Raw genomic sequence first — 23,729 nt, 5'->3', positions numbered from 1 at the left:
CGCGAAAAATACATAATTTTGTAAAGGTAGTGAAAACAGAAACGGCGATATACGACAATTAATTCAATTCTACTCACAGCATGGATGCTATTTCATTACTAGGTTACATAGGGGAAAGGCAGTGGAATTGATGAAAGGATTAGCTGAAGAGACGCAAATGCATGAATTCACAGAGAGAGTCGGCATCTCACAAGCGGAGATAGCTAAGCTACACGAGAAATCATTTCTTAATGGCGTTCAGAGAGATTCGACGCGCGTGAGGTTTCGCGTGCAAGGCAAGATGATGGAACGGCTATTAGCTAAAAACCAAGTACTCATGGACGTCATCCTTCGGCAAGCACATCTGAAGACGAACACCTTCTACTTTCCAAATTTATTGATGGTAACGGATAATCATGGGGTCATATTAACAATTAATGGGGACGAACGATCCATCCTGCAAGCCGCGAATTTAAACAATATCGGCATTGGCTCTTCGTTATCACTGTCTAGTGCGGGGACTAATGCGGTGTCGGCAGCTATTGACCTTCAGCGTCCGGTTTGGATTAGTGGTGAGGATCATTATCTGGATACGATGCACAACTGGGTGACGATGTGTGTTCCGATACAAACAGCAGATAATCAAATCATAGGGTACTTAGTTTTGACAGCCTTTCAGTACATATCGGCACCTTTCATGTATCCATGCATCAAATCCATTGCTCTTCTGCTTGAATATGAGTTAAGAAAGACGGAGCTGCAGAGTAAAACTTGGTTCGTTGAGGAAATGCTGGAAGAACGATTGAAGGCCTTCAAACTGACGCTTCGTGAGAAGGAAGTCGCGACGTATTGGCTGCTGGATTACGATTACAAGCAAATTGGCAAGGTCTTGGGAATTAGCGAAAATACTGTGCGCGTCTATGTTACGAAGATCAATCGCAAGCTGAAAGTTAATTCCAAAGCATCTTTAATTCTAAGTGTGCTTGGCGCAATTTAATCTTTTTTGTAAGTAGGTATACATATGCACTACATAAGGATTTATGAGAACGTTGTTACTTACATAAGCTATATATTAATTTTGACGTATTAAGCTGAGAAATGGTTCAATTTGTAGAAAAAAGCTTCTATCTCACACGATGTAAGTGGGATAGGGGCTTTTTTTGTATGCTCTTCGATCTGAGTTCTTGTATGCAGCTGAGAAATCGGCGTGAAAAGACGGGAAGTAGCCCGTGTTAACTTGAGTTTTCAATGAGGAGTCAGTCTATATAGTCCCTAATAGCTTAGAAATGGCGACAATTAAAATCGTTGAAGCGTGAAATACTTGTTGCGGGACATACGTGGAAGACCCATTTTTCAAGGAAATTGCTGAAAAAGCACGATCAATTAGATACATATGCAAGTGTTATATATAAGTATCGTAAATTACAACGCCAAGAGGCGTTTCGAAAGAACTATATGAAACCGCTTCCTAAGAAGGACTTCTGGTGTGAAATCCCGACTTCAGTATCCTGTCGATACCGTTAACTAGCATGAAATCCCTATAAAATGGCCCAATAACGCCTAGCGTGGCTTAAGAATTATAGTTCATGCATTAGGTCATTTGAATTAATAAATATGTATGATTTGCTCTAAAGAAATTACCGTCTATATTTGAGGCATCCCACCGAAACGGGAGGGAAAATGTCGAGCTTTGAGGGACGGTAGGCTATGAGACAAAGAAGAAAGGCCTTGATCCTGCAGCCTATTAAATGGATTCTTCTTCTAGGCGTCGTCGGTTCTGGAAGTGTATATGGATTATCGGCGGCAGGATTCATCGAGTGGAATTCAGAGCACAAATTAGAAAGCTTAATGTTCTGGAAGACCACGGACAACGCTTCAACAAAAGGCATTGCATTAGCTGCTGGGGCGGAAAAAGAAAGCGCGAAGCCATCGGTTAAACCGACGGCATCGGTAAATTCAACGTCCTCAGCGTCGCCGACAGCTACACCTGCAGGTACACTAGCTGCAGCGGCAACTCCAGCAACATCATCAGCATCATCAACGGATAAGCCTTCTACGACAGGTTTACAGGTGATATCGCAAGCGCAAAGTATTGTGGCTGTGAATGCGAATGTGAAAGCATGGCTAGAGCAGGCTGGATTGATCAAACTTGAGCCAGGGAAGCTATTTTCCTTTCAAGCCTGGTTGACCGAGGCAAGCAAAGGCAAGGTACCTGAGAAGAAAGCAGATGAGTTATCGCATGTAGCCTCTTTATTGTATGAAGCTGCACTGCGTGCCGGAATGCAAGTCGGTGAACGTTATGCGCATCAGGACAATCCGACATATACAGCTGCTGGATTTGATGTTGATTTTCAGGGTGAACAGAAAGATTTAACTTTCTATAATTCGTTAGGTGTTCCGATTACAGTAGGCGTGATTTACAACGGTGAAACGCCTGTCGTGACGATTAATGGGAAGCCGAAAGCGGATTGGAAAGCTCCTAAAATTTCGGTTACTAAAGAAGTATTCGCACCGGAAAGCATTTTTGTGACCGATTTTACGCTGGCAGGTCAAGGTGATGCTAAACGCAGTGAAGGTCTATCAGGACTTCTGGTCAAGGTGTTCACGGATGAGAAGAGTGATGGCAAGAACGAGCTGATATATAAAGATTTTTATTCACCACATCCCATTGTCATTGCAAAGGCGCCAACGGCCGAAGAAATAAAATCACCGTAAATCACTAAGTTAGGTTGCACAGATCCGTCACGTACTCTATCAACAGAAGGGAGGACCCCCCAATGCGCATAGGTGAACTATTTGTCATGAACGGACTCATCACAGAGGATCAGCTCGAACAAGGGTTGAAGCAGCAAGTGCACACTCGGAAGAAAATCGGTGAGATTCTCATTGATAAAGGGTTGATCACAGAAAGACAGCTGGTTGAAGTGCTGGAGTTTCAGTTAGGGTTTCCAGTCGTCAACATGTTTGAGACGCAGTTGGATATGCAAACTGTGCAGCTAATTCCAGAAACGCTTGCTCGTAAGCACTGTGTCATTCCAATTGAACGTAAGAATGGCAAAATTAAAGTGGCGATGGTTGATCCGTTAAACTATGGTGCCATTGAAGAAATTCGAATGGCGACGAACATGAGTGTGCAGCCTGTCATAGCCATTCGTTCCGAAGTCGAGCAAGCGATCACCAAAAATTATGGTATGAAAGAATCTGTCGATGAGCTGATGGTCGACTTAGATAAAATTGAGATCAAAGATGAAGAAACAGAAGCGAATGATCAAGGCTCTCCGATTGTCAAACTGGTCAATCAAATCATTCAATCCGCTGTGCAGCAGAGGGCGTCCGATATTCATGTTGATCCACAAGAGAAACAGCTGATCGTGAAGTACCGGATTGATGGTGTTCTTCGAACGGAGAAAGCGCTGCCGAAGCATATGCAAGGTGTGTTGACGGCGAGATTGAAGATCATTGCGAAGTTGAACATTGCCGAAAGAAGACTACCTCAGGATGGTCGTATTCAGATGCAAGTGGATAACCGCAGGATAGATATCCGGGTTTCGACATTGCCAACGGTTCATGGGGAAAGTATCGTTCTGCGGATCTTAGATCAATCTGCAGGAGTTAAGAAAATTGCCGATTTGGGACTTAGTGAAGCGAATTTGGTGAAATTCGACAAAATGATCCAGAAGCCGAATGGGATTATGTTGATCTCGGGACCTACAGGAAGCGGGAAAACGTCGACCTTATATTCAGCCCTCGGACAATTAAATAGTGATGATGTCAAAATCATTACAGTTGAAGATCCAGTCGAGTATCGCATGAATGGTGTTACGCAAGTGCAAGTAAACTCGCAGATTGGTCTAACCTTTGCTTCTGGTTTGCGATCCATCCTTCGACAAGATCCGAACATTGTTATGGTCGGGGAGGTCCGGGATGCGGAAACAGCAGAAATTGCGGTGCGTGCTTCACTCACTGGTCACTTGGTATTAAGCACGATCCATACGAACAGTGCGGTAAGTACGATCAGCCGTCTTGTGGATATGGGCATTGATTCCTACCTCATCGCTTCTTCATTATCCTGTATCGTTGCCCAGCGTTTAGTACGACGCGTATGTAAGGAATGTGCCGCACAGGTACCGGCTCGTGAGGATGAAATGAAGCTGCTGGAAACGCATGGTCTCTTACATGGCAATGAGCAGCAGTTGGCAGGTACGGGGACAGGTGTTGTAGTTCCTCTGACTTCCCCAAGGGCAACAGATAAGCCAGTGATGGTTACAAGGGGAAAGGGCTGCGGAACCTGCAATAAAACTGGCTATAGAGGTCGAATAGCCGTACATGAATTGCTCGTTGTCGATGAACCGCTTCGCAGCCTGATTGTACAGAATCGCCCGGTTAGTGAGTTAGAGCAACACCTGGTTAAGCATGGTTTTAAAAATATGCTCTATGATGGGTTGCTTAAGATTCGCCAAGGTCATACCACGATTGAAGAAGTGTTAAAAGCCGTGGCAGACGAATAGCAGCTGATCTGAAATAGGCTAGGAATGAGGTGAACAAATAACTTGGCGAACTTTACGTATGAAGCCGTCAATGAAAGCGGCAAGAAGCTGAAAGGGATGGTGAAAGCCCAGAACAAGCAGCTGGCGATTACGGAATTGCGAGGACGCGGGATTACCATTCGCAGCATCCAAGAGCAGCGGAAGACGGCGATGGATCTGGAGATCCACATAGGACGCGCGGTCAAGCTCGAGGACTTCGTAATCTTCTGTCGACAATTTGCTACTTTGATCCGAGCTGGTATTCAAATCGATCAAGCGGTTTCGATTCTGGAAGATCAAACAACCTCCAAATATTTGAAAACCGCTTTAGGCGACATTTCAGAGCAAATACGTAATGGGCACCCTTTATCTAAAGGTATGGGTGAGCATCCGAAGGTATTTCCTGACATGTTCGTCAATATGATGGCTTCGGGTGAAACAGGCGGTAATTTAGACGAAGTTTTGGAACGAATGGCAGAACACTATGAGAAGGAGCATAAAACGATTCAAAAGGTCAAATCAGCAATGACGTATCCAATCGTTGTTCTGGTGATCGCTATCGTCGTCGTCATTTTCCTTCTGCTGAAAATCGTCCCAACCTTCGCATCCATGTTTCTGGATCAGGGCTCCGAATTGCCTTTGATAACGCGATTTGTAATGAGTTCCAGTGATGCCATTGTGAATTATTGGTGGATGTTTTTGGCTGGACTTATTGGATTGATTGTCTTATACCGTAGCTTTACATCGAGTGAAGAGGGGAAGTATTGGGTCGATACGATTAAATTTAAAATCCCAGTATTTGGTATTATTCTCAAGAAGGCAGCAGTAGCACGAATGACACGTACGATGTCCTCACTATTTGTCAGTGCGGTGCCTGTCCTTCAGGCACTGGACGTTACTGCAAAGGTGGTTGGCAATCGCGTCATTGCCAAGGTGCTGGTAGAAGCGAAAGATAGCTTGCAGCAAGGTAAGATGCTTTCCGAGCCTATTCAGAAAAGCGGCATTTTCCCAAAAATGGTCGTTCAAATGCTGATGATTGGAGAGGAAACCGGGCAAGTCGATAACATGCTTGCGAAAATCGCAGATTTTTTTGAAGCCGATGTAGATCAAAGTGTAGATCGATTGAAGGCGGTAATTGAACCTCTGATGCTGCTGTTTATATCCAGCATAGTCGGTGTGATTGTAGCAGCCATCATGAGTCCGATGTTCAAAATGTACGACAATTTCTTAGGCTAAATTCAAATTAGCTTGAAGGGAGGTGATAGACAAACATGTCGGCGGCTTTACTAGCAGTACAACATAATGTAACACCAGATTGGCAAGAGCACGTACATAACCAAAATAAACCTAGAGGTGGGAATGAAATGAACGCATTGGTAATGGAAAACAAACAAATTGAAGGATTTAAAGCTCCTAAAATGTCTTTCAGAGATGCAATGAAAAATGAAAAAGGTTTGACGCTAATCGAGTTGCTAGCTGTAATCGTTATTATTGCTATTATTGCTGCAATCGCAATTCCTTCAATCTCCACAATTATTGAAAAATCTAAACAAAGCGCTCATCGTTCTAATGCTCATATGCTAGTAGACGCTGCAAGACTCTACATTTCTGGTGAAGGTGTCAATGTTAGCACAACTGCACCAACGGTTATTAACATGGAGAAGATGAAATCTTTAGGTTATTTACAGTCCGTCCCACAAGATCCATCCAATAAAGGAGAAACTTATGACGCTGGTACTTTCACTGCTCCAAGTACAGGTGGAATTGATGGCTCTTCAGTAGAAATTACAAATAAGGATGGCGTATTTAGTTATAAAGTAACTTTAGTAGGTACACAAACAGCGGCTGTGCCTTATATGGACGCTCTGGCAGAAGAGAAAATTGACACTGAACCACTAGAATTACCTTAATACCCCAACCACAAGCGCGCCGCCTCAGGCGGCGCGCCCATTTATAGTCATGCATAACCGAGAGGAGTTTCCGCAATGTTCGCAAAGAAAACGAGCAAGTACACATACGGCATGCAAATTTCGGATACAGAAGCGAAGTTGGTTGAAATTATGAACGTGAATGGACAGGTTACCCTGACACAGCGTCATTCCATTGCGCTGGATAGAGGCAGTATTAAACACGGAAAATTCGTGGACGAAGACTCGGTCATTGCGCGCATCTCAACCTTAGTGAAGCAAATAGGGTTACAAGGTGCTCATATCAATGTGACAGTACCGCTATCTAATGTGGTACTGCGTAAATCAGTCTTTTCGGCCTTAAAAGATAAAGCATTACGTAATATGATCGACGTCGAATTGCATGGCGGACAACAATTGCCGTTCAAAAATCCTGTTTTTGATTTTGTTCGCTTAGGCGCACCAAAAGATGAAGCGGCTGCTTCTGTGGAGGGTGCTACGAAGTCATCCAAAGCCTCTGCACAAGAGGAAGTGCTTATTTTTGCAACACCAGGAGAAGTGGTTGAGAGCTATGCGCACGTTGTGAAGCAGTCAGGGTTAGTACCTGTGTCCGTAGATTTGGCGCCGCTAGCTTTACACCGTATGTTGGTACGTCATACACGGTTAACCGGCACCGCGATGAAGGATCGATTCATGCTGTTGCATGTCGAGCCAGATCATGCGGATGTCAGCATATTCGTGGACGGCATACCTGTATTTTTCCGCTCCATTCAAATTAATACAAGTTTCTTCCTAGATACAGGTACGGATCAGCTTGCGGCTTATGCGCGTAATCTATCTATGGAGCTTGGTCGCGTCTTGAATTATTTCCAATATACCGTTTCCACGGATCAAAAGCATGTCGAGCTTGTATATCTCGTAGGCGATCATGAATGGATTACAGCACTCCCTGAGCATCTAGAAAGTGCTTTCACAGGTGAGATTACCTCGTTTCCATTGCCAGCCATTCTCAAAGATGAAGATACAACATGTCAAGCTTACGCGGTTCCAGTTGGACTGGCGATGAAAGGGGCTTAAGGACGATGAGTGCAGGCGTACAGAAGCTACAGTCCATCGAAATTAACTTGCTGCAAATGCGGCACGAAGAACAAGCAGGTACAAGTCCACTTCTCCGATATGTCTTCTTGACTGCTGTCGTACTGGTTGTTGGCGGTATGGGATGGATGTACACGAGCGCGAAGTCAGACATTAAGAAGACGAATACGGCATTAGAACAAGTCAATCTTCAAATTAAGGAAGGTCAATCGAAGCTTGCCAATTCCCCATCTGCTGGAGCTGTTGCCGATTACATTGCGATACCGAAGCAACTCATCGCGAGTAAGCCTTTAGTGACTGATGTATTAGATAAGCTATCAGCATTAATGCCGCTTAACTCAAATCTAACGGCTCTCTCATTTGGAGATAGCAACAAACTTAAGGTGACGGGGAATTTTGCTTCTAGTGAAGATGTCATCACGTTCATGCAGGCGACGAAAACTTCAAGCTCGTTTACATTAATTTCTACAAGCGGGATGAATAAAGTGGCTTCAGCGCCAGAGGATAAAAATTCACCGGCGGTTACGATCCCACCACTGCCTGTCATTCAAGCATCATTCGAGCTACAGTACAAGGCTGATGCCAACAAGAAAGGTTGATCTAACGAATGAGCATGCTGAGTAGCACTAGAAATCAAATCATCGTGGGCTTCATCCTAGCGTTGGCACTCGTGATGGTGTATATCAACTTCCTACAACCTCTTCAAAGTGAAAAGGCGACCAAAGCGCATCTTTTGATCCAGAAAAAACAAGAGTTGGACGCCTTGAATAAACGGGCATCTGGGGGGAGCGCAGTAGGTGCTGCCGAGCAAGTAAGTCTATCGAAAACGCGCAGCCGTGTTCCTGAAGTGCCTGATGTCGAAGGACTCATTCGTGATGTTCGTATGTTGGAGGTTATCACGAAAATGTCATTAGCCAGCTATAATTTCGAAATTGGCAAGGTGGCAGACCCACCGACTAATGTTGCTGCAAGCTCGCCTCAGAGCAGTCCAGCGCCCGTGAAAGGCAGCACAACCGTCACACCGGCTGTTACACAATCGTTATCATTAGCCATACCAATTAAGCTCAACACAACGGCTAAAGGAGACTATCAGCAAATTCACCAGTTTCTGGAAGAATTGCAAACGACCAATCGCTTGATGCAAGTAGACAAGTTGACTTTTGCAGTGAAAGGTGGAGCGCCTGTTAAGTTGAATGCATTGAAACGTGAAATTACGGTTAATGTTTCCTTAGTTTCGTATTATGCACCTGGTTTACAGAAGTTTTTCAAAGAACCTCTTCCAGTTCCTTATAGTAAACCTGCTGGAAAGTCCAATCCAGTCTATTAATGAAAACCATGACCATATAGGGGGAAATACGATGAGTATGATATCACCAACTACGTCTGACATCTTATCACTAAAAGATCTGCTGCGTGTTTCTTACGAATCGAAGGCTTCTGACTTGCACATCAATGCAAGCACAGAACCACTTATGCGGCTACATGGGAAGTTGATGAAGGTGGTTGACTCTGTGCTTTCGCCTGAAGATACACATCGAATGGCGAAAGAAATTTTGACAAAAGAGCAATATGAAACCTTATCCAAAAAGGGGGAAGTTGATTTTTCGTTCGAGCTTCCGGGTCTTTCGCGTTATCGGGGCAATGTGTTCAAGCAAAAACGATGTATCAACATGGTGTTTCGTGTTTTATCGACGACAGTGCCTTCCCTTTTTAGCTTAAATTTGCCGGATTTGGTTCAGCAATTTGCACATAAGCATCAAGGCTTAGTGCTAGTAACAGGTCCTACAGGAAGCGGGAAGTCAACGACACTTGCTTCCATCATCGATTTTATCAATGAAACGCAAAAGAAACATATCATTACCCTAGAAGATCCGATTGAGTACATTCACCCAAGTAAGAATTGTCTAGTCGCACAGCGTGAGATTGGTATCGATACGTTAACGTTCTCCAATGGTTTGCGTGCTGCACTTCGTCAAGATCCAGACGTCATTCTTGTCGGTGAGATGCGGGACTTAGAAACCATTAAGACTGCTATTACAGCTGCAGAAACTGGTCACCTTGTCCTCGCGACACTACATACCCCAGATGCACCTCAAACCGTCGATCGGATTATCGATGTTTTTCCAACAGAGCAACAAAGACAAATTCGCGTACAGCTCGCATCCGTACTGATTAGTGTCTTATCCCAACGTCTCGTTCCGCGAATGGACGGACGAGGAAGAGCGATGGCGCTGGAAATATTAATTAATACCCCTGCGGTAGCCAACTTAATTCGGCAAGAAAAGATTTATCAAATTAAATCTGTCATTCAAACGAATCGACAAATCGGTATGCAAACGATGGTTTCCAGTCTGAAGCAGCTAGTCGACGAAGGCATCATTCATCGAGATGCGATCAAAGAATATGAAATGAGCATAGGAGAAGATTAAATGAAAAAAAATAAACATGCACTCGTTACTGCACTGCTTGTCTTATCTATCATGTCACCGTCTGCGGTTCTTGCAAGCGAAGCATCCGTTAACACGGCAGCAACAATCCAAGTAAGTAACCCATTCGCAGAAGTACAGGGACTTGATTATGAAGCGCGGAATCAGAAATACGAAACTATGAAGCTGGCACCTCCTACAGGTTGGCAGGTAGGGATGATTGTTTCTAAGGAACCTTTTGCTGTCGTTACTAACGTAAATGCATCAGGAGTAAATGTGAAAATATGGACAGGGGCAATCGCCCGCGACTACAATGATTTGCTCGTATTCTGGGATGAAATCGGTATCGATTCGTCAGGTAAACTTGATTTTCATGCCACTGACGTCGAAGAGTCGATACGTTCGTACTTTGAAAGCGCCTCCCAAGAGTTCTATCGTGTCAAAGCTTATGTAGGCAAGGTTCCATGGGCTAACATCCCTACGGACGCGGAAGTAGCTCAGAATGGAAGTGCGAAGGTCAGTTCAGATGGTTTAATAAACGTGTATGGTATAGCTTTTCAAGATCCTAATCGCGCGGTCGCACCGACACTCGGTTCAGTTAAGAAATCGGTTGATATTCCTGAGGCTGTACCCACGCTGCGAACATGGAAACAAACGAAAGTAAACTCAGTTCCTACTGACGCTGAAACCCATTGGGCGAAGGAAGATATTCTTGATCTCATGCAGAAATCGATTATTGATGGCTATGAAGATCATACGATTCGTCCGAATCGAACGCTTTCGAAGGCGGAGTTTGTAACGCTTGTTGTTAAAGCACTGGGAATTGAACCTGTTCAAACACCTGTTGTGGGGTACGAGGATATGGCGAAGCATTGGTCAACCGGGATGGTAGCTTCTGCACAAACAATGGGTTTACTTGATCTAAGACCTGTGGATCTGAATTTTTCACCGGATTTACCGATTACACGGATTGAAATGGTCGGGCTTGTTGATCGTATTTTACAGAAGTATGCGGTAAAAGGTGGAGCGGGCACTGGTGACTTCACGGATATCGGTAACTTAACAGATCTTAATAAAGAATCTCTACAACATGTTATACAAGCTGGAATCGTTGGCGGTTATGAAGATGGATCGTTTAGACCGCGAGGATCACTAACTCGTGCTGAAGCATTCAAGGTTATCTCGAGAATCATACATTTGGTGTAGAAAGGAGTTCAATCCATGCATTGGTATCAAAAAGTAAAAAAGAAAAGTGCAATCATGTTGGCAGGGATGCTGCTCACGAGCATGCTCCCTTCCATAGTAGGATCGAATACCGTTTATGGGACAGAGGTTGACAACGGTTGCTTAGCGATAAGCGGTGTAGGAAATGTTCCTGTTACGAACGTAGAGCGCAATCAAGTAGTCACAATTAATTACACGCTAGACCCGAGTGGTACACATACCGTAACTCAAACGCGCGCTGCAGTAGATATTGCCTTCGTCGCCGACGTTTCTGGCAGTATGGCCTACCATATGGACAAAGATGATAGCAGGACGCCTATTCGTCTTAATATTTTGAAAACTGCATCGACAACGTTAACGGATAAATTTAAAGCGGTGAACATGGGGGACCGCCTTGGACTCATTAAATTTAGCTCCGATGCGTCAAAAGTACTTGATTTATCAACGGATTATGCAAAAGTGCAGACCGAAATTAACAAATTAAGTTCTGGAGGCAGCACGAATATTGATGATGGACTCGCCAAAGCGAAGACGATGCTAACTCCGACAGGAACGAAGCCTGTAAAACAAATTATTTTGCTAACAGATGGTAAAGCAACGGTATGGACCGATGAAAACAACGGCAATAGGCTGATAACGAGTGATTCAGGTGCCAAAAACGCTGCAAAAGCAGATGCTGATGTCTTAGCAGGTCTTGGGATAAAAGTATTTACGATAGCTTTGGCTACGCCTGGTTCTGAAGAGATCGATTTGGACCTATTGAATTATATTGCTACCAAGACAGGTGGAAACGCTTATGAAGCAAGTTCTGCAAGCCAACTTTCCGAGATATTTGATAACATTGCTAATACAATCGAAGCGCCGGCTCAGCTCAAAAATGTACAGCTACGACAACCGATTCCAGCTGGCTTCATCTTGGCACCTGATGAGAATGATTCAAATGTAAAGTATGAAGCTGCAACACACGAAGTTGTGGTCAACATAGGTGATATTAATTTTCCTTTTAGCCCGAACCAAGACAAGATTGATCTAGCTATTAAATTGATTCCTGACACGGCGGCCGGAGACTATCCACTGCAAGATGCCAAAGTAACGTACAAAGATGCTTGTAACGCGAACCGACAGTTCAACATCAATTTCGATACACAGCTGTCCGTAAGTGTTCGTGTAGTTGATAAATATGGCAATGTGTATATCGGGAATAGTGCGGGAGAGTTACAACGTTTGCGTGCTAGTGATAAACAGAAACAATGGACGATTAAGAATAAGAATTCAGCAATTACGGATATTCACTTCATAGATCCAGATCATTCGATGGTTCGAATTAGTTACAAGGATGGAACGACCGAGGAAATTGATTTGAAGCCAACAGCGCCAGTATCGTATGAACTCATAGACGGGGCAGGGAAACTGATTACTGAAAATGGCTGGCATGCCGGACCAGGTAAACTTCGTTCTGTATCGGGTGCTAAATCACATCTTCCGAGTTCAACTATATATGCCAATGATGATTTCCAAGGGGCCTATATTGCGGGTTATGAAATTTCCGTTGATAACGGAAATTGGCAATCTCAAAATGCGAGCGGTGTCGTTATTCCTGATGGCAATAGCGTGAATTTCAAAACACGCGCCTTCACCAATGCGATCAGCGGAAGTGCAGCGATTCCAATTTCAGGGGCGGTAGCGACTGGGAATGTCTCCTTAGACAGCACAGGGCCCATGATTAGCTGGAGCAAAGATATCAAAAATCCAACCGACACTGAGGCCGACGGCATCATTTATATTACGGCAACCGATGATCTAAGTCCTGTGACTGGTGTGAAGGTCTGGTTCGATAATAAGTCACTTTCTATTTCATCAAGTTCACCTAAGATGACTAAGAATGGCAACACCTATGCGTTTAGATTAAGCGATGTAACAGGCATGGGTACGATCGAGCAACGCCAGGGCTGGCATCAAATTCATTTTGAAGCAACATCCATAGGCGGCACCACTTCAACTGCGCAAACGCCTGAATATTTCGTGGTTAATCCAGGTCCAACGGCTACGCTCAAGGGCATGAATTATAATGCTGGTGATATTTCAGATAAACCGGTAAGTGTGGCTGTGGTGGATGAGAAGTATCCTGTTACTGATCGTACTTTTGGTAGTCACGTAGAACACGGGTTCACATTGAAAGCCATGTATTACGCGATCAAGATCAAGGAGACCTCGGCAACACCGGCAACACCGGAGAAAAGTGAATGGAAGCCATTGGCATCGAAGCGCTTGACGGTTACAACCAAAACGAGCACGACTTCCGGAACATATTATGTCTTCCTAAAACTTGTTGACAGTTCCAATGTCGAAATCATTCAACAACCATTGGTGGTTCAATTCGATACTGAACAAAACAACAACTAGACTGGCGAAATCGGTGAAGTAGTGAGGAGGACTTACGGTGCGCCGCAATGAACGTTTGAAGCAAGCCCAACCTAACGAAGACGGTATGTCACTCGTGGAAATCTTAATTGCTGTGACGATTATGTCGATTATCAGCGTCACGCTGATGGGCTATTTCACTTCAGCTGTTGATAAATCGGCTCAAGAGAGCCGCAAAATTATTGGTGCCAACTTAGCTCGATTGAAAGCAGCTGAGCTGCGAGATTTCTTCAAATCAGGTTATGATAATACCATTGTTTCCCAGCTGACGAACAATCCTAAATTTTCAGGTGACTTATCAAGTAATGGATCTGAGCTGATGAAAGACAAATTGAACTCGACTGAGATTAATGGCACGACGTATCGCTATTTGGTTGAGTTAGATAAGAGCTATTCTCGCTGGGAGGCTGCCGATCCGTTTCGCAATGATTCGGACGACTATTTGGCTCAAATGTTCGTGACTGTGTATTGGTCGGGAGATGAGTCTCTTGAAGAGCCGTCAGCAAAATTATCAACGACACTCGATACGTATCTTATCAAAAGGTGGTAGCACCACATGCAGCGCAATGAGAAAGGGATGACCTTGATTGAGCTTTTGGCTGCCTTGCTGATCTTCGGCATGGTAGCCTCCATCCTGTACTCTTTTATGCTAATGGGCGTATCGATGTATAAACGAGTCACGATGGAAACCCAAATGCGAAATCAAGGAGACGGGTTATACAGTCAGATTATTTCGGAACTGAAAGAAGCGATTTACGTTCAGGACGAAGGGACGGATAAGAAGATCATTCGTTATGCAAAGAAAAACAATGATCCAAAGGTTTATATTGATCTCTTTGAAATGGAAGTAAAGGCGGATCCTATAGGCGGAGGGAAAATTGAAGTTAGACCAGCAGGAACCAATGTAGTTGTCAAAGAGTTCCAACTGGGAAGTAAATTTACAATCAGTGAGGGTAGCATAAGTGAAGCGAGTCAGTATCATGACCGCGTTCAAGTAACGCTCGAATATGCCAGAAGTAATGCGGTTCAGTATAAGTCGGCTGATAGCCCAAAGCTAGTTATTGATTCGCAAATCCCACTTTTCCGCAATGATTAAAAGTAACGGATTGGAGGAGGAATATTTTGAACTCCGTGAACGAAGACAACATTGGCCTCCAACCGAGGATGCATAATGAGGAGGGCTCGGCACTTGTCATCGCCTTACTAGCTGTTGTATTAATGACCATGATGGGCCTCATTCTGATGAGCGTACTGCGAGGTGGAGCGATACAAGCGGCGACTACAGAGTCCGGTATTCAAGCTGAAGCGATAGCGCAGAAAGGGTTGGATGATACACTCGCACAAATTCGCAGAGCGGTTGCCAATGGGGAAACCATAGGGGGAACTAACTACCGAAGTAGTGTGCGGAATGTACAGAATCAATTGTCACTGATACTTCCATTTATTGATAAAGATGTGGGCGTGGGTAAGAATCAGAAGGACGGTAATGGTGAAGTTATTACTGCCAAAAAAGGGAAGTATCAGGTCGATATTCTCTCGGCGGAGACAACCAGTAACCCAGAAGGATCGACTATCAAACCTCTGACCAATCCTGATTTTCCGTATGTACGTAAGTTTTGGATACGGTCGCGAGGAATCATAGAAGGCAAACCTGAGAAAATCGTGACCAAAGAGATGACGGTTTATGTGAGTACGATCAATCCCGTATTTCGTTATCCCGTCTCTTCAGGAGGGGATTTGATTCTGAATGGCACTCCTTCTATCGTCGGTGACATCTATGTTGCCAACCATTTACAGATAAGGGATGAAGCGCTGTTTTCAGGGACAACAAGTGGCACAGTCCGAAGTAAATTCGGCATACAGACGGGCCTGCCTGCCATTCGAGGATTCATTCGAGTGAATGGAGATGGCGATACGAACCCGCCTGGGAAGTATAATTTTGTTCATTCGGATGGTGTGAATGAGTTCCCGCCGTCAGTAACAAGTGACATTGTTCTCCCTTCCTATTTCGCTCCACAAAAGTTTCCGTTAGAAGATCCAACGCTGGATGCTGATGTGGAAGTTGATGTGGAAGGGTATGTAGTGAACAAAACGCAAATTGATTTGGAAGCTAAGTTAGCCGCATTAGGAGGGTATAAAGCACCGGATCCTACGGACTTGCTAGAAACGACGCCACTGTTTGGAGATTTTGCAGAAAGTATTTTAAAAAATGATCAATGGCTTTCCGTACAAGGTAAGGTGGAAGGAAAGATCGGTGCAACGCCAGAGACGAAGGTGGATTTGTTCGTCAACAATGGGGTTTTCACCATGGAGAATAACGATTCGGAGCTTACATTAGCGAATGGCTCCCTCTATGTGAGGTCCTTGGATCCTAACTTAGTTGCTGCCGATCTAAGAGGAAAGATTTCGTTAAAATCAGGTGAATTTGTTGCTGTGGATGGCAATGTCACGATGAATAGCGGCTTTAATTTTCCGCGAGGTAGTATGTACATCAAAGGTGATTTGAGAATCATTGGAGAAATCACGCTTCACGGTACTGTATATGTAGATGGCAATGTGGAGTTGAACGAACTGACGTCCATTAACAAAGTAGTAGCAGGAGAGAGCGAAACGAATCCGTTAGTTCTCGTTGCTTCAGGTGAAATCGTGCTAGGTAATAACTCCAAAGCAGGAAGTAACAGTGTTGAGGATAAAGTACGCGCATTCTTTTATACGAAGAATGGCATTCGCTTATATGGCGTCATGTCAAAGCTGAATTTGACAGGCGGTATACACGGAGGCGTTCGTGGAGTTGAGCTCAATGCAGTTAGAGGCGACTTGGTTGCTGGTGGAAGCTCAATAAAGTCATATAAGGGGACGCCTAACTGGACAAATGTCCCTGAGCTACAATTCGATGAGAAGAAAGAGTCCCGGCTGCAGATTTTTTATGATGACGATCTTTATGATAATCCGCCAGAAGGTATCCCAACGACAGACCATTTCAACGTGTTCGTTAAAAATGTTAAATAACATCAAGTAACTACAGATTAACCATTCTGGAAGGAGGTACCTTCAATGTCATTCCAAATCCTAGTCGTTGACGATACGAAATTTATGCGGAAAATGTTGACTGATATTTTGAAGCAATACGGTCATGAGGTGGTCGGGGAAGCAGAGAATGGTAGACAGGCTGTACAGAAGTATGAGGAACTTCAGCCTGATATTGTTCTCATGGACATTACAATGCCCGAGATGGATGGAATTGAAGCGATGAAGGAAATTCGTAAACTCAATCCATCAGCAGTCGTTCTCATTTGTTCGGCTATGAGTCAGCAGGATCTCATCTCAGATGCCCTGAAGGCAGGGGCAAATGGGTATGTCATGAAACCTTTTAAACCTAATCGCGTGAATGAAATTGTTCGAAAATATGGTGTTCCCCGTGTCATAGGTCATTTAATCCCGCAAGATATGCAGCGCACGGAAGTCGTTGTCGCAGAAATCGAAGTTGTAGAGGCGATTGTAGAGAAAGAAGAGTTGGCATTGCAGGCTAACTTAGCCGAAGGTACAACCGTGCAAGCAGAGAGTTTGAAGGCTGTAGATCAAGCGTATTCTGAGCCGGAGGAGTTACTAGTTACGAAACAAGATGAGGAGATTTTGTATGAAGTTGCTGCAAGCTCTGAATCCAATCAGGAATTCGTAAGTAAGTTAGTTCACGAGGAAGAGCATATTCCTGAAGTCGTAGAGCTCCAACAAAGCAGTGTTGAGCCAGAGCCAGAACCAGAACAACCAGAACCTCAAATCAAGCATCAGGCGATGGAGGAAAGGAAGGTTACCGCAAAGCCGGCTCAGGTCGTCAATGCGCTGGAAGTTCTGCTCGCTTTTGCTGAAGTCGAGGAGTCTAAAGTTGTGATGGACTCAACTGATCCCATACAAATGGATGAGATCATGGCAAAATCACAGCTATCTGAAGAGGAGGATCGTCTCCTAGAGATGGAAAAGCTTGCGGCCGCGATGCAAGGTGATTTGGAGCAAGAATGGAAGCTGGAGCAAGAGGAAGAAGCAACCGTAATGGTACACGAAGAACCTTCATCAACGGAGAGTATCGTAGTCGCAGAGCAAGGTGATGAAGAGATTGTTGAAGACCCAGAATCAAGGTCCATTGAGCTTAGCATAGATGACCTCAATGAATTAACGATGGAGATGGAATCCTTAGACTCCGTCATTGAAGTGAGAGACCAAGTCGTAGAAGTTCCAGTATTCAAAGAGGAAGTTCCCGTAAGCCAACCTTCTAAGTCTCAAGAAGTGGCTGACGTGAATAAAATTGGCTTCAAAGCTGTGAATGGCGGAAAGATCATTAATTTATTCAGGGGGAATGGACCAATGAAAAATTTCACAAGCAGTGTTATGTGTAATTGGAGCGAGGATTTGAACGGCGAAATGTCGCAATACTTGGTTGTTTGTACAGAAGCGGAGAATAAAATTGAGATTGATATGACAACGGCAAGTGGGCAAAAGCAATCCATTACGGTTACCATAGAGAGCTTTAATCAATTAGCTGCCTGGTTACAGGTTCAATTGGGGACAGCACCCGTGAGCAATCGCGAATATGCAAAGAAAGCAGATTTCTAAAACGAGATTTATGAAGGTTAGACATCTAGAGGGGGATTAGTCGATGGGGTGGGAAGCATGGAGTTACACAATTCTATTGGTCATAGTGGGTGCTTTGTTCGGTTCATTCTTTAATGTCGTGGGGCTTCGGGTACCGAAAGGTGTATCCGTCGTTGTACCACGATCTAGCTGTGGAAGTTGTGGACGTCAGCTTAACGCGATCGATTTGATTCCGATCTTGGGATGGTTCATCCGAAGAGGGAAATGTCACACATGCGGATCATCCATATCCCCTGTGTATATCGTTGGAGAGTTGGCAGGAGGTGTCTTATTTGCCTCGCTTCCATCATTGGTCAGCACTGAAGAACTTTGGATTGCATACCCGCTTGTATCTGTGCTTCTCATCCTTACTGTGAGTGATTTGGCCTACATGCTGCTGCCCAATAAAATCATTTATCCAGCCATGCTTCTATTCACGGGTTTGCGATTGTTCGTGCACCCCCTGCCGATATGGCATTATGCATTGGGATTCGTGATTGGAGGGGGCGCACTGCTCCTTGTTTCACTTGCCGCAACTTGGATGGGGAAGCCAGCAATGGGTTTTGGGGATATTCGATTGATGGCTTTAGTAGGACTCGTCATGGGAATCAAGCTTGTGCTGTTATGCATTTTTCTGTCGGCGCTGCTCGGCAGCGTTATCGGTGTGGCTCTAATCGCCTCAGGCAAACTGGATCGGCGTTCACCCATCCCCTATGGTCCTTTCATCGCTGTCGCTGGTTTCATCTGTTTTTGCTTCGGAGACCCATTGATGACGTGGTACATGGACCTCATCCTTTGGCAGTAAAACTACATTTCGTAAAAGAGAGGTCGAATTCCTATGAACTGGTTTCTATCGCAATCGTTTCGTGCTAAGCTTCAACTCGGTTACTATACTGTTGTTGTCTTTTACACGATTATTATCCTAATTCTTATGTTAACGGCGGATGTATCAGTGATCTTTGCTCTATCTTCGTCACTTATTCTAATGGTATTCAGTTTTCCTTATGTGCGTTTCCTGGAAAAAGCATTAACAGAGCCTATCGATAATGTAACACGTGTTGCTATGAATATTGCTAAGGGCGACTTCACGCAAACCGTTGATGCTTCCTCGAAGGATGCGCTAGGTGATATGGGTAGATCGTTTAATGCGATGATCGTGAAATTGAAGGAGCTTCTGAATGAAACGGCCTCTATTTCGAAGCATGTAGCGGACTCAAGCCGTGATATTTACCACAAAAACGAAGGTATTAACACGATGATTGTAGAAGCTACAGGCTCCGTTACTTCACTTGCTGAGGGAGCTAATGAGATCTCATCTGGAGTATTTAAAAGCTTTTCCGTCGTAAAGGAAATCGAAACCAAAATTACGGATTACGTAGACTCCACACACGAAATGAATAATCGTTGCGGACAAACTCTTGAACTCGTGAAAAAAGGGATGCGTGCCGTTGAAAGTCAATCCGAGAGCGTATCTCACATTGTACTTGCAACTAGTAATGTATCGGGGACTATCGATGATCTAGTGAAGGAAGCCGCTGGTATTTCCTCCATCACACGTACAATTTCGGAAATTGCCGAACAGACCAATTTGCTGTCCTTAAATGCTTCCATTGAAGCAGCGCGTGCTGGCGAGCATGGAAGAGGGTTCTCTGTTGTAGCGCAAGAGGTGCGCAAACTAGCTGAAGAGTCATCGAAGTCGGCAAAAAGCGTATTCCATATGGTACATAACATTGAGAATAGTATTAAAATGGCTCAGAAGAATATTCAGATCAATGAGGAAATTGCTCGCAGGCAGACAGAGTCCATTGAAGCGACGGAAAAAATATTCGGTGAGATGGTTGAAAGTATTCAATTCATTACGCAACGGATGAGTGAATTTACGGGAGAAAGTCAGAAGATGTTGAATGCAGCACAGTTCATTACGGGCACAATGGAAAATATTTCAGCGATTACGCAGCAATCAGCCGCAGGCACTGAGCAGGTATCCACGTCCATGGTACAACAAACGCGTTCTGTTAAGGCTGTTGTAATTCAGTCTGAGCAAATGCTTCGCATGGTCACGCAATTGCAGCGTACGATTCAGATATTTAAGCTTTGAGAAAATGAAGCAGAGATCCAGTAAGCATGCAAGAGGAGAATACCCAAATAAATAACGGTAGAGACGCGGAACAAATTGTTGATGAGCAGTCGTTTGCCTACTTTTGCTGCGAGAAAGAAAAGGGAGAGGGGGAGAATAATTTTAATGCCGTAAAAAGCAAAATAGCTGTGCTCATACAAAAATGCCATAATCGGATTCGCTTCGCCAATTAATTGCAACCGAAGACCCATGTCCGTTAATCCGGCATCCATTAGGCTAGCGATACATAAGAAAATAATTAAATTTCTACTCAAAGGGACCACTCCTTTTGACTTAGTAGGTTATGCTAACGAATCGTTTGCATAACCTCTTTCATTGTGGAGATAAAAGCCTCCGCTGCTTTGGAAATATAGCGACCTTTGCGATAAGCAATCACAAGCTTACGGGTAGGTCTGCCTTCTAAGGAAACGTTAACAGGAGAAAGTTCATGTAAGCTTCTTTTCGAGATCAAGTAGGGTACGAAAGCGATCCCCATGCCAGCAGCAACGAGCGATTGCACGGTTTCCATATTACTCGATTCAAAAACAATATTCGGTGTGATGCCAGCTTCCTGGCACAGATCAAGGGTAAGCTTGCGGAAGCCTTGTCCTTTTTTTAAGGCGATGAACGCTTCCTTTTCTAGTTGTGAAATTCGTATAGGTTCCTTACTGGATGCTAAGGGATGCAGCGGCGGAACCGCTAGGATGATTTCTTCCTCTAACAAAGTCTCATACACGAGAGATTCTTCACGCAAAGGTAAGGATAGAAGAGAAATATCCGTTTGACCATTCACTGTTAAGGTCTCAAGGTTGGATGAAGTTTCTTCGACTAGCGATAATTCAATATCCGGATAAGCCGCTTGAAATACAGGTACTACGAAGGGTAAAATAGTTGATCCCGTAATTGGCATACTGCCGATTACAAGACGGCCTTTTTTCATTTGGGAAATATCTTCCATTTCCTTCTTGAGTCCTTCGATCATATCGAGTATTTTTTGTGACTTCTCGACGAAGAGGGATCCCGCATGGGTCAACTCAACAGAATTCGTGCTGCGTTGGAACAAAAGCACACCAAGCTCCTTCTCAAGCTTGGATAATTGCTGGCTTAAGGAAGGTTGGGCAATATGGAGCTTCTCAGCTGCACGTGAGAAATTGCGTTCTATAGCGATCTGGATTGCATATTGTAATTGACGTAATTCCATCCGAAGAAGTGTCTCCTTTTTCATGGCCTGAATGTTATCATATCAAGCTTTTTGGGCCGAAACAAGCTGGATATAGGAATAAATAACCATAAAGGGCAGTGAAGACTGGTTTCATCCAGTTTCATTGCCCTTTATGGTTATTTTTGGGTATTAATGGTTATCTGCGAACGGTGCTTCGATACATCAAGAATAATAAATACGGAGCGCCAATAATAGCAACTACGATTCCTGATGGAATCTCTTTGGGAATGAGAATTATTTTGCCGATGATATCAGCGCCTGTAAGGAGAATGGCGCCAAGTATGGCGGAAAGCACGACAGACTTTTGGTGATGTTGTCCCAAGAAGAGACGAACAGCATGTGGGGCAAGTAAACCAATGAAACTTACTGTACCGACAGCAGCTACAGCTATCGCGGCTACTACTACACCAATTGTCGCCGTGATCAGGCGAGTTTTCTGTAACTTAAGACCTAGTCCAACGGACACATGGTCACCAAAAGCCAATAGATCGACGCGTCGACCTAGCAGCCATGCACTTGGCATTAAGATAGCTGTGGTAATCAGCAGCTGGATGCATTCCTTCCATCCTCTAGAGTAGGTACTGCCAGCCAGCCAAGTAAGTGCAGGAGCAGCCCCTAATTTCGATTGAATGACAAGGAATTGGATGACAGCTGAGCCAAGTGCCGAAACGGCGATCCCTACGAGAATGAGTACGACGGGATTTAGTCCCTTTTTCCATGCGAGGGCATACACACTGCCTGCCGAGAGGAGTGCGCCGACGATGGCGCCAATTGGTACCCATGTGCCAGGTGCTGTGGGCCAAATGGTTAGAACCAGTAGGGCGCCCATGCCTGCACCAGAAGTAACGCCGACAACGGAAGGGTCCGCTAGCGGGTTGCGAACAGCTCCTTGCATCATAGAGCCGGCGATCGCTAAGGAGGCGCCAGCAAGCGCTGCGACGAGAATCCGAGGCAGACGCAGATTCAAAATAACATTGCGTGACATCTCTTCGCCATGCCCGGTTACTACGGCAATAACCTCGGATATTGGAATTCGTAGTGCTCCAGCAGCTAATCCGTAGAGTAACAAGAATATTAGCGCTGCAGTAGATACGATAACTAGTATTGGATAAGGAATTTTCGTGCCAACATAACCGACACTCATTGAGCTGCTTTCAGCTGATCCTTTCATTCTAGAGCCGCGTATCGCCAGCCAGATTAACCAAGGAGCGCCGAGCAAAGCTGTGACGGAACCCGCAGGAAGTTCTCCAAGTGTACTTCGAAACATTTTGGCAATCATATCTGCACTAAGTAAGACGACTGCCCCCCATAGTGCACTACCCGGTATCAAAAATCGATGACGCTGTAAACCTATCAAACGAACTAGATGAGGTGCGATGAGACCAATAAAACCAATGGGTCCTACCACGCTTACTGTAACGCCGGCAAGTAGAATGGCAGCTGCAAGGGCCACTAGCCGAACCACATTTACATTTTCACCTAACGAAATAGCTGTTTCTTCACTTAATGCGAGCATATCCAGCTTTTGACTGAATAGAAAGGCTACGATGAGTCCAATGCAGATCCACGGGAGCGCATATTGGACGCCTTGCCAATCGTTCTGCCCTAGCGCACCTGATCCCCACATGAATAAGCCATTCGTTTCATTCTCATACATGATTTGCAGACCGCTTGTGAACGCCGAGAGAACAAGCGTTACAATCATTCCGGCAAGCGCCATCCGTAGAGGGGAGCTTTTACGTCCGCCAGACATGAAATAGGCCATGACCGCTGCGCCACAAGCCCCTAATAACGCAAGAAGTAGTGCGTGGTCGGACTTCAGTGTCGGGAAAAAGACAGCCGCCAATACGATGATGAAATAGGCTCCCGCATTCAAGCCTAATGTTGAAGCAGAGGCGAGTGGGTTACGTGTAACTGTTTGGAGTAATGCACCAGCTACAGCTAGTGCAGCTCCGGCAAGCATGCCCATGACTGCGCGCGGCATGCGAAGCCCCCGCACCATGGAATGGTCGGGGGTATCTTGTGGAGATATCAAAGCTTGGATGACCGTGTGAACAGTTATGTTAGCTTCTCCTTGTGTTAAGTTAAGGAAAAGGAGGAGGCAGAGCGCAATCAGCCCGCCACCAAACACAAGGATTGATTTCCACTCGATATAAGCGAAAAGGGTGTTTTTCGATTTCATCGCAG

At 44.7% G+C, this 23,729-nt stretch carries 19 protein-coding genes and 1 pseudogene; 17 read left to right on the top strand and 3 right to left on the bottom strand.

The window, feature by feature from the left end; translation table 11 throughout:
- Window positions 1-130: 130 nt before the first annotated feature.
- The 17 genes and pseudogenes from AC58QG_RS08315 (at window position 131) to AC58QG_RS08235 (ending at window position 20,302) form a co-directional block, all read left to right on the top strand.
- The gene (locus AC58QG_RS08315) at window positions 131-976 is read left to right on the top strand and encodes a helix-turn-helix transcriptional regulator (protein WP_497361612.1); all 846 of its coding nucleotides are present in this window, start codon (window positions 131-133) and stop codon (window positions 974-976) included.
- A gap of 710 nt (window positions 977-1,686) precedes the next feature.
- On the top strand, window positions 1,687-2,694 hold the full coding sequence (locus AC58QG_RS08310; RefSeq protein WP_497361611.1) for a VanW family protein: 1,008 nt from the start codon (window positions 1,687-1,689) through the stop codon (window positions 2,692-2,694).
- A 62-nt stretch (window positions 2,695-2,756) separates the two neighbouring features.
- Entirely contained in the window at window positions 2,757-4,487 is a 1,731-nt protein-coding gene (locus AC58QG_RS08305) for a GspE/PulE family protein (RefSeq protein ID WP_497361610.1), read from the top strand.
- A 42-nt stretch (window positions 4,488-4,529) separates the two neighbouring features.
- On the top strand, window positions 4,530-5,741 hold the full coding sequence (locus AC58QG_RS08300) for a type II secretion system F family protein (RefSeq protein WP_497361609.1): 1,212 nt from the start codon (window positions 4,530-4,532) through the stop codon (window positions 5,739-5,741).
- 35 nt (window positions 5,742-5,776) lie between these two features.
- The gene (locus tag AC58QG_RS08295; RefSeq protein WP_497361608.1) at window positions 5,777-6,415 is read left to right on the top strand and encodes a prepilin-type N-terminal cleavage/methylation domain-containing protein; all 639 of its coding nucleotides are present in this window, start codon (window positions 5,777-5,779) and stop codon (window positions 6,413-6,415) included.
- Window positions 6,416-6,490: 75 nt separating this feature from the next.
- Window positions 6,491-7,489 carry a type IV pilus biogenesis protein PilM gene (gene pilM, locus AC58QG_RS08290; RefSeq protein WP_497361607.1) on the top strand — a complete coding sequence of 333 codons (999 nt, stop codon included), beginning with the start codon at window positions 6,491-6,493 and terminating at the stop codon, window positions 7,487-7,489.
- 5 nt (window positions 7,490-7,494) lie between these two features.
- The gene (locus tag AC58QG_RS08285; protein ID WP_497361606.1) at window positions 7,495-8,106 is read left to right on the top strand and encodes a PilN domain-containing protein; all 612 of its coding nucleotides are present in this window, start codon (window positions 7,495-7,497) and stop codon (window positions 8,104-8,106) included.
- A gap of 14 nt (window positions 8,107-8,120) precedes the next feature.
- Window positions 8,121-8,834 carry a hypothetical protein gene (locus AC58QG_RS08280; protein WP_497361605.1) on the top strand — a complete coding sequence of 238 codons (714 nt, stop codon included), beginning with the start codon at window positions 8,121-8,123 and terminating at the stop codon, window positions 8,832-8,834.
- A gap of 31 nt (window positions 8,835-8,865) precedes the next feature.
- Complete coding sequence (locus AC58QG_RS08275) at window positions 8,866-9,936, top strand: type IV pilus twitching motility protein PilT (protein WP_497361604.1); 1,071 nt, start codon at window positions 8,866-8,868, stop codon at window positions 9,934-9,936.
- Window positions 9,937-11,139, top strand: a complete 1,203-nt coding sequence (locus AC58QG_RS08270; RefSeq protein WP_497361603.1) for an S-layer homology domain-containing protein — start codon at window positions 9,937-9,939, stop codon at window positions 11,137-11,139.
- 15 nt (window positions 11,140-11,154) lie between these two features.
- Window positions 11,155-13,560: a vWA domain-containing protein gene (locus AC58QG_RS08265; RefSeq protein ID WP_497361602.1), complete on the top strand. Its 2,406-nt coding sequence runs from the start codon at window positions 11,155-11,157 to the stop codon at window positions 13,558-13,560.
- 37 nt (window positions 13,561-13,597) lie between these two features.
- On the top strand, window positions 13,598-14,128 hold the full coding sequence (locus tag AC58QG_RS08260) for a type IV pilus modification PilV family protein (RefSeq protein WP_497361601.1): 531 nt from the start codon (window positions 13,598-13,600) through the stop codon (window positions 14,126-14,128).
- A gap of 6 nt (window positions 14,129-14,134) precedes the next feature.
- The gene (locus tag AC58QG_RS08255; protein ID WP_497361600.1) at window positions 14,135-14,674 is read left to right on the top strand and encodes a prepilin-type N-terminal cleavage/methylation domain-containing protein; all 540 of its coding nucleotides are present in this window, start codon (window positions 14,135-14,137) and stop codon (window positions 14,672-14,674) included.
- A gap of 26 nt (window positions 14,675-14,700) precedes the next feature.
- Window positions 14,701-16,587 (top strand): hypothetical protein, encoded by a 1,887-nt coding sequence (locus AC58QG_RS08250; RefSeq protein WP_497361599.1) that lies wholly within the window; start codon window positions 14,701-14,703, stop codon window positions 16,585-16,587.
- A 45-nt stretch (window positions 16,588-16,632) separates the two neighbouring features.
- Window positions 16,633-16,983: pseudogene (locus AC58QG_RS08245) on the top strand (response regulator); the annotation flags it as partial.
- Window positions 16,984-18,229: 1,246 nt separating this feature from the next.
- Window positions 18,230-19,009: a prepilin peptidase gene (locus tag AC58QG_RS08240; protein WP_497361598.1), complete on the top strand. Its 780-nt coding sequence runs from the start codon at window positions 18,230-18,232 to the stop codon at window positions 19,007-19,009.
- 33 nt (window positions 19,010-19,042) lie between these two features.
- Window positions 19,043-20,302 carry a methyl-accepting chemotaxis protein gene (locus AC58QG_RS08235; protein WP_497361597.1) on the top strand — a complete coding sequence of 420 codons (1,260 nt, stop codon included), beginning with the start codon at window positions 19,043-19,045 and terminating at the stop codon, window positions 20,300-20,302.
- Here AC58QG_RS08235 and AC58QG_RS08230 read toward each other — a convergent pair.
- The 3 genes from AC58QG_RS08230 to fhuB form a co-directional block, all read right to left on the bottom strand.
- Window positions 20,284-20,595: a DUF5658 family protein gene (locus AC58QG_RS08230; RefSeq protein ID WP_497361596.1), complete on the bottom strand. Its 312-nt coding sequence runs from the start codon at window positions 20,593-20,595 to the stop codon at window positions 20,284-20,286. The two genes, AC58QG_RS08235 and AC58QG_RS08230, sit on opposite strands and share 19 nt — an antisense overlap.
- Window positions 20,596-20,627: 32 nt before the next feature.
- Window positions 20,628-21,521 (bottom strand): LysR family transcriptional regulator, encoded by an 894-nt coding sequence (locus AC58QG_RS08225; RefSeq protein ID WP_497361595.1) that lies wholly within the window; start codon window positions 21,519-21,521, stop codon window positions 20,628-20,630.
- A gap of 157 nt (window positions 21,522-21,678) precedes the next feature.
- Complete coding sequence (fhuB, locus tag AC58QG_RS08220; RefSeq protein ID WP_497361594.1) at window positions 21,679-23,724, bottom strand: Fe(3+)-hydroxamate ABC transporter permease FhuB; 2,046 nt, start codon at window positions 23,722-23,724, stop codon at window positions 21,679-21,681.
- Between the last annotated feature and the right edge of the window lie 5 nt (window positions 23,725-23,729).

The sequence above is a fragment of the Paenibacillus sp. J22P169 genome (assembly GCF_059691995.1).
The sequence above is the reverse complement of the archived record's forward strand: the minus strand, read 5'-3'. Positions and strand labels throughout refer to the sequence as shown.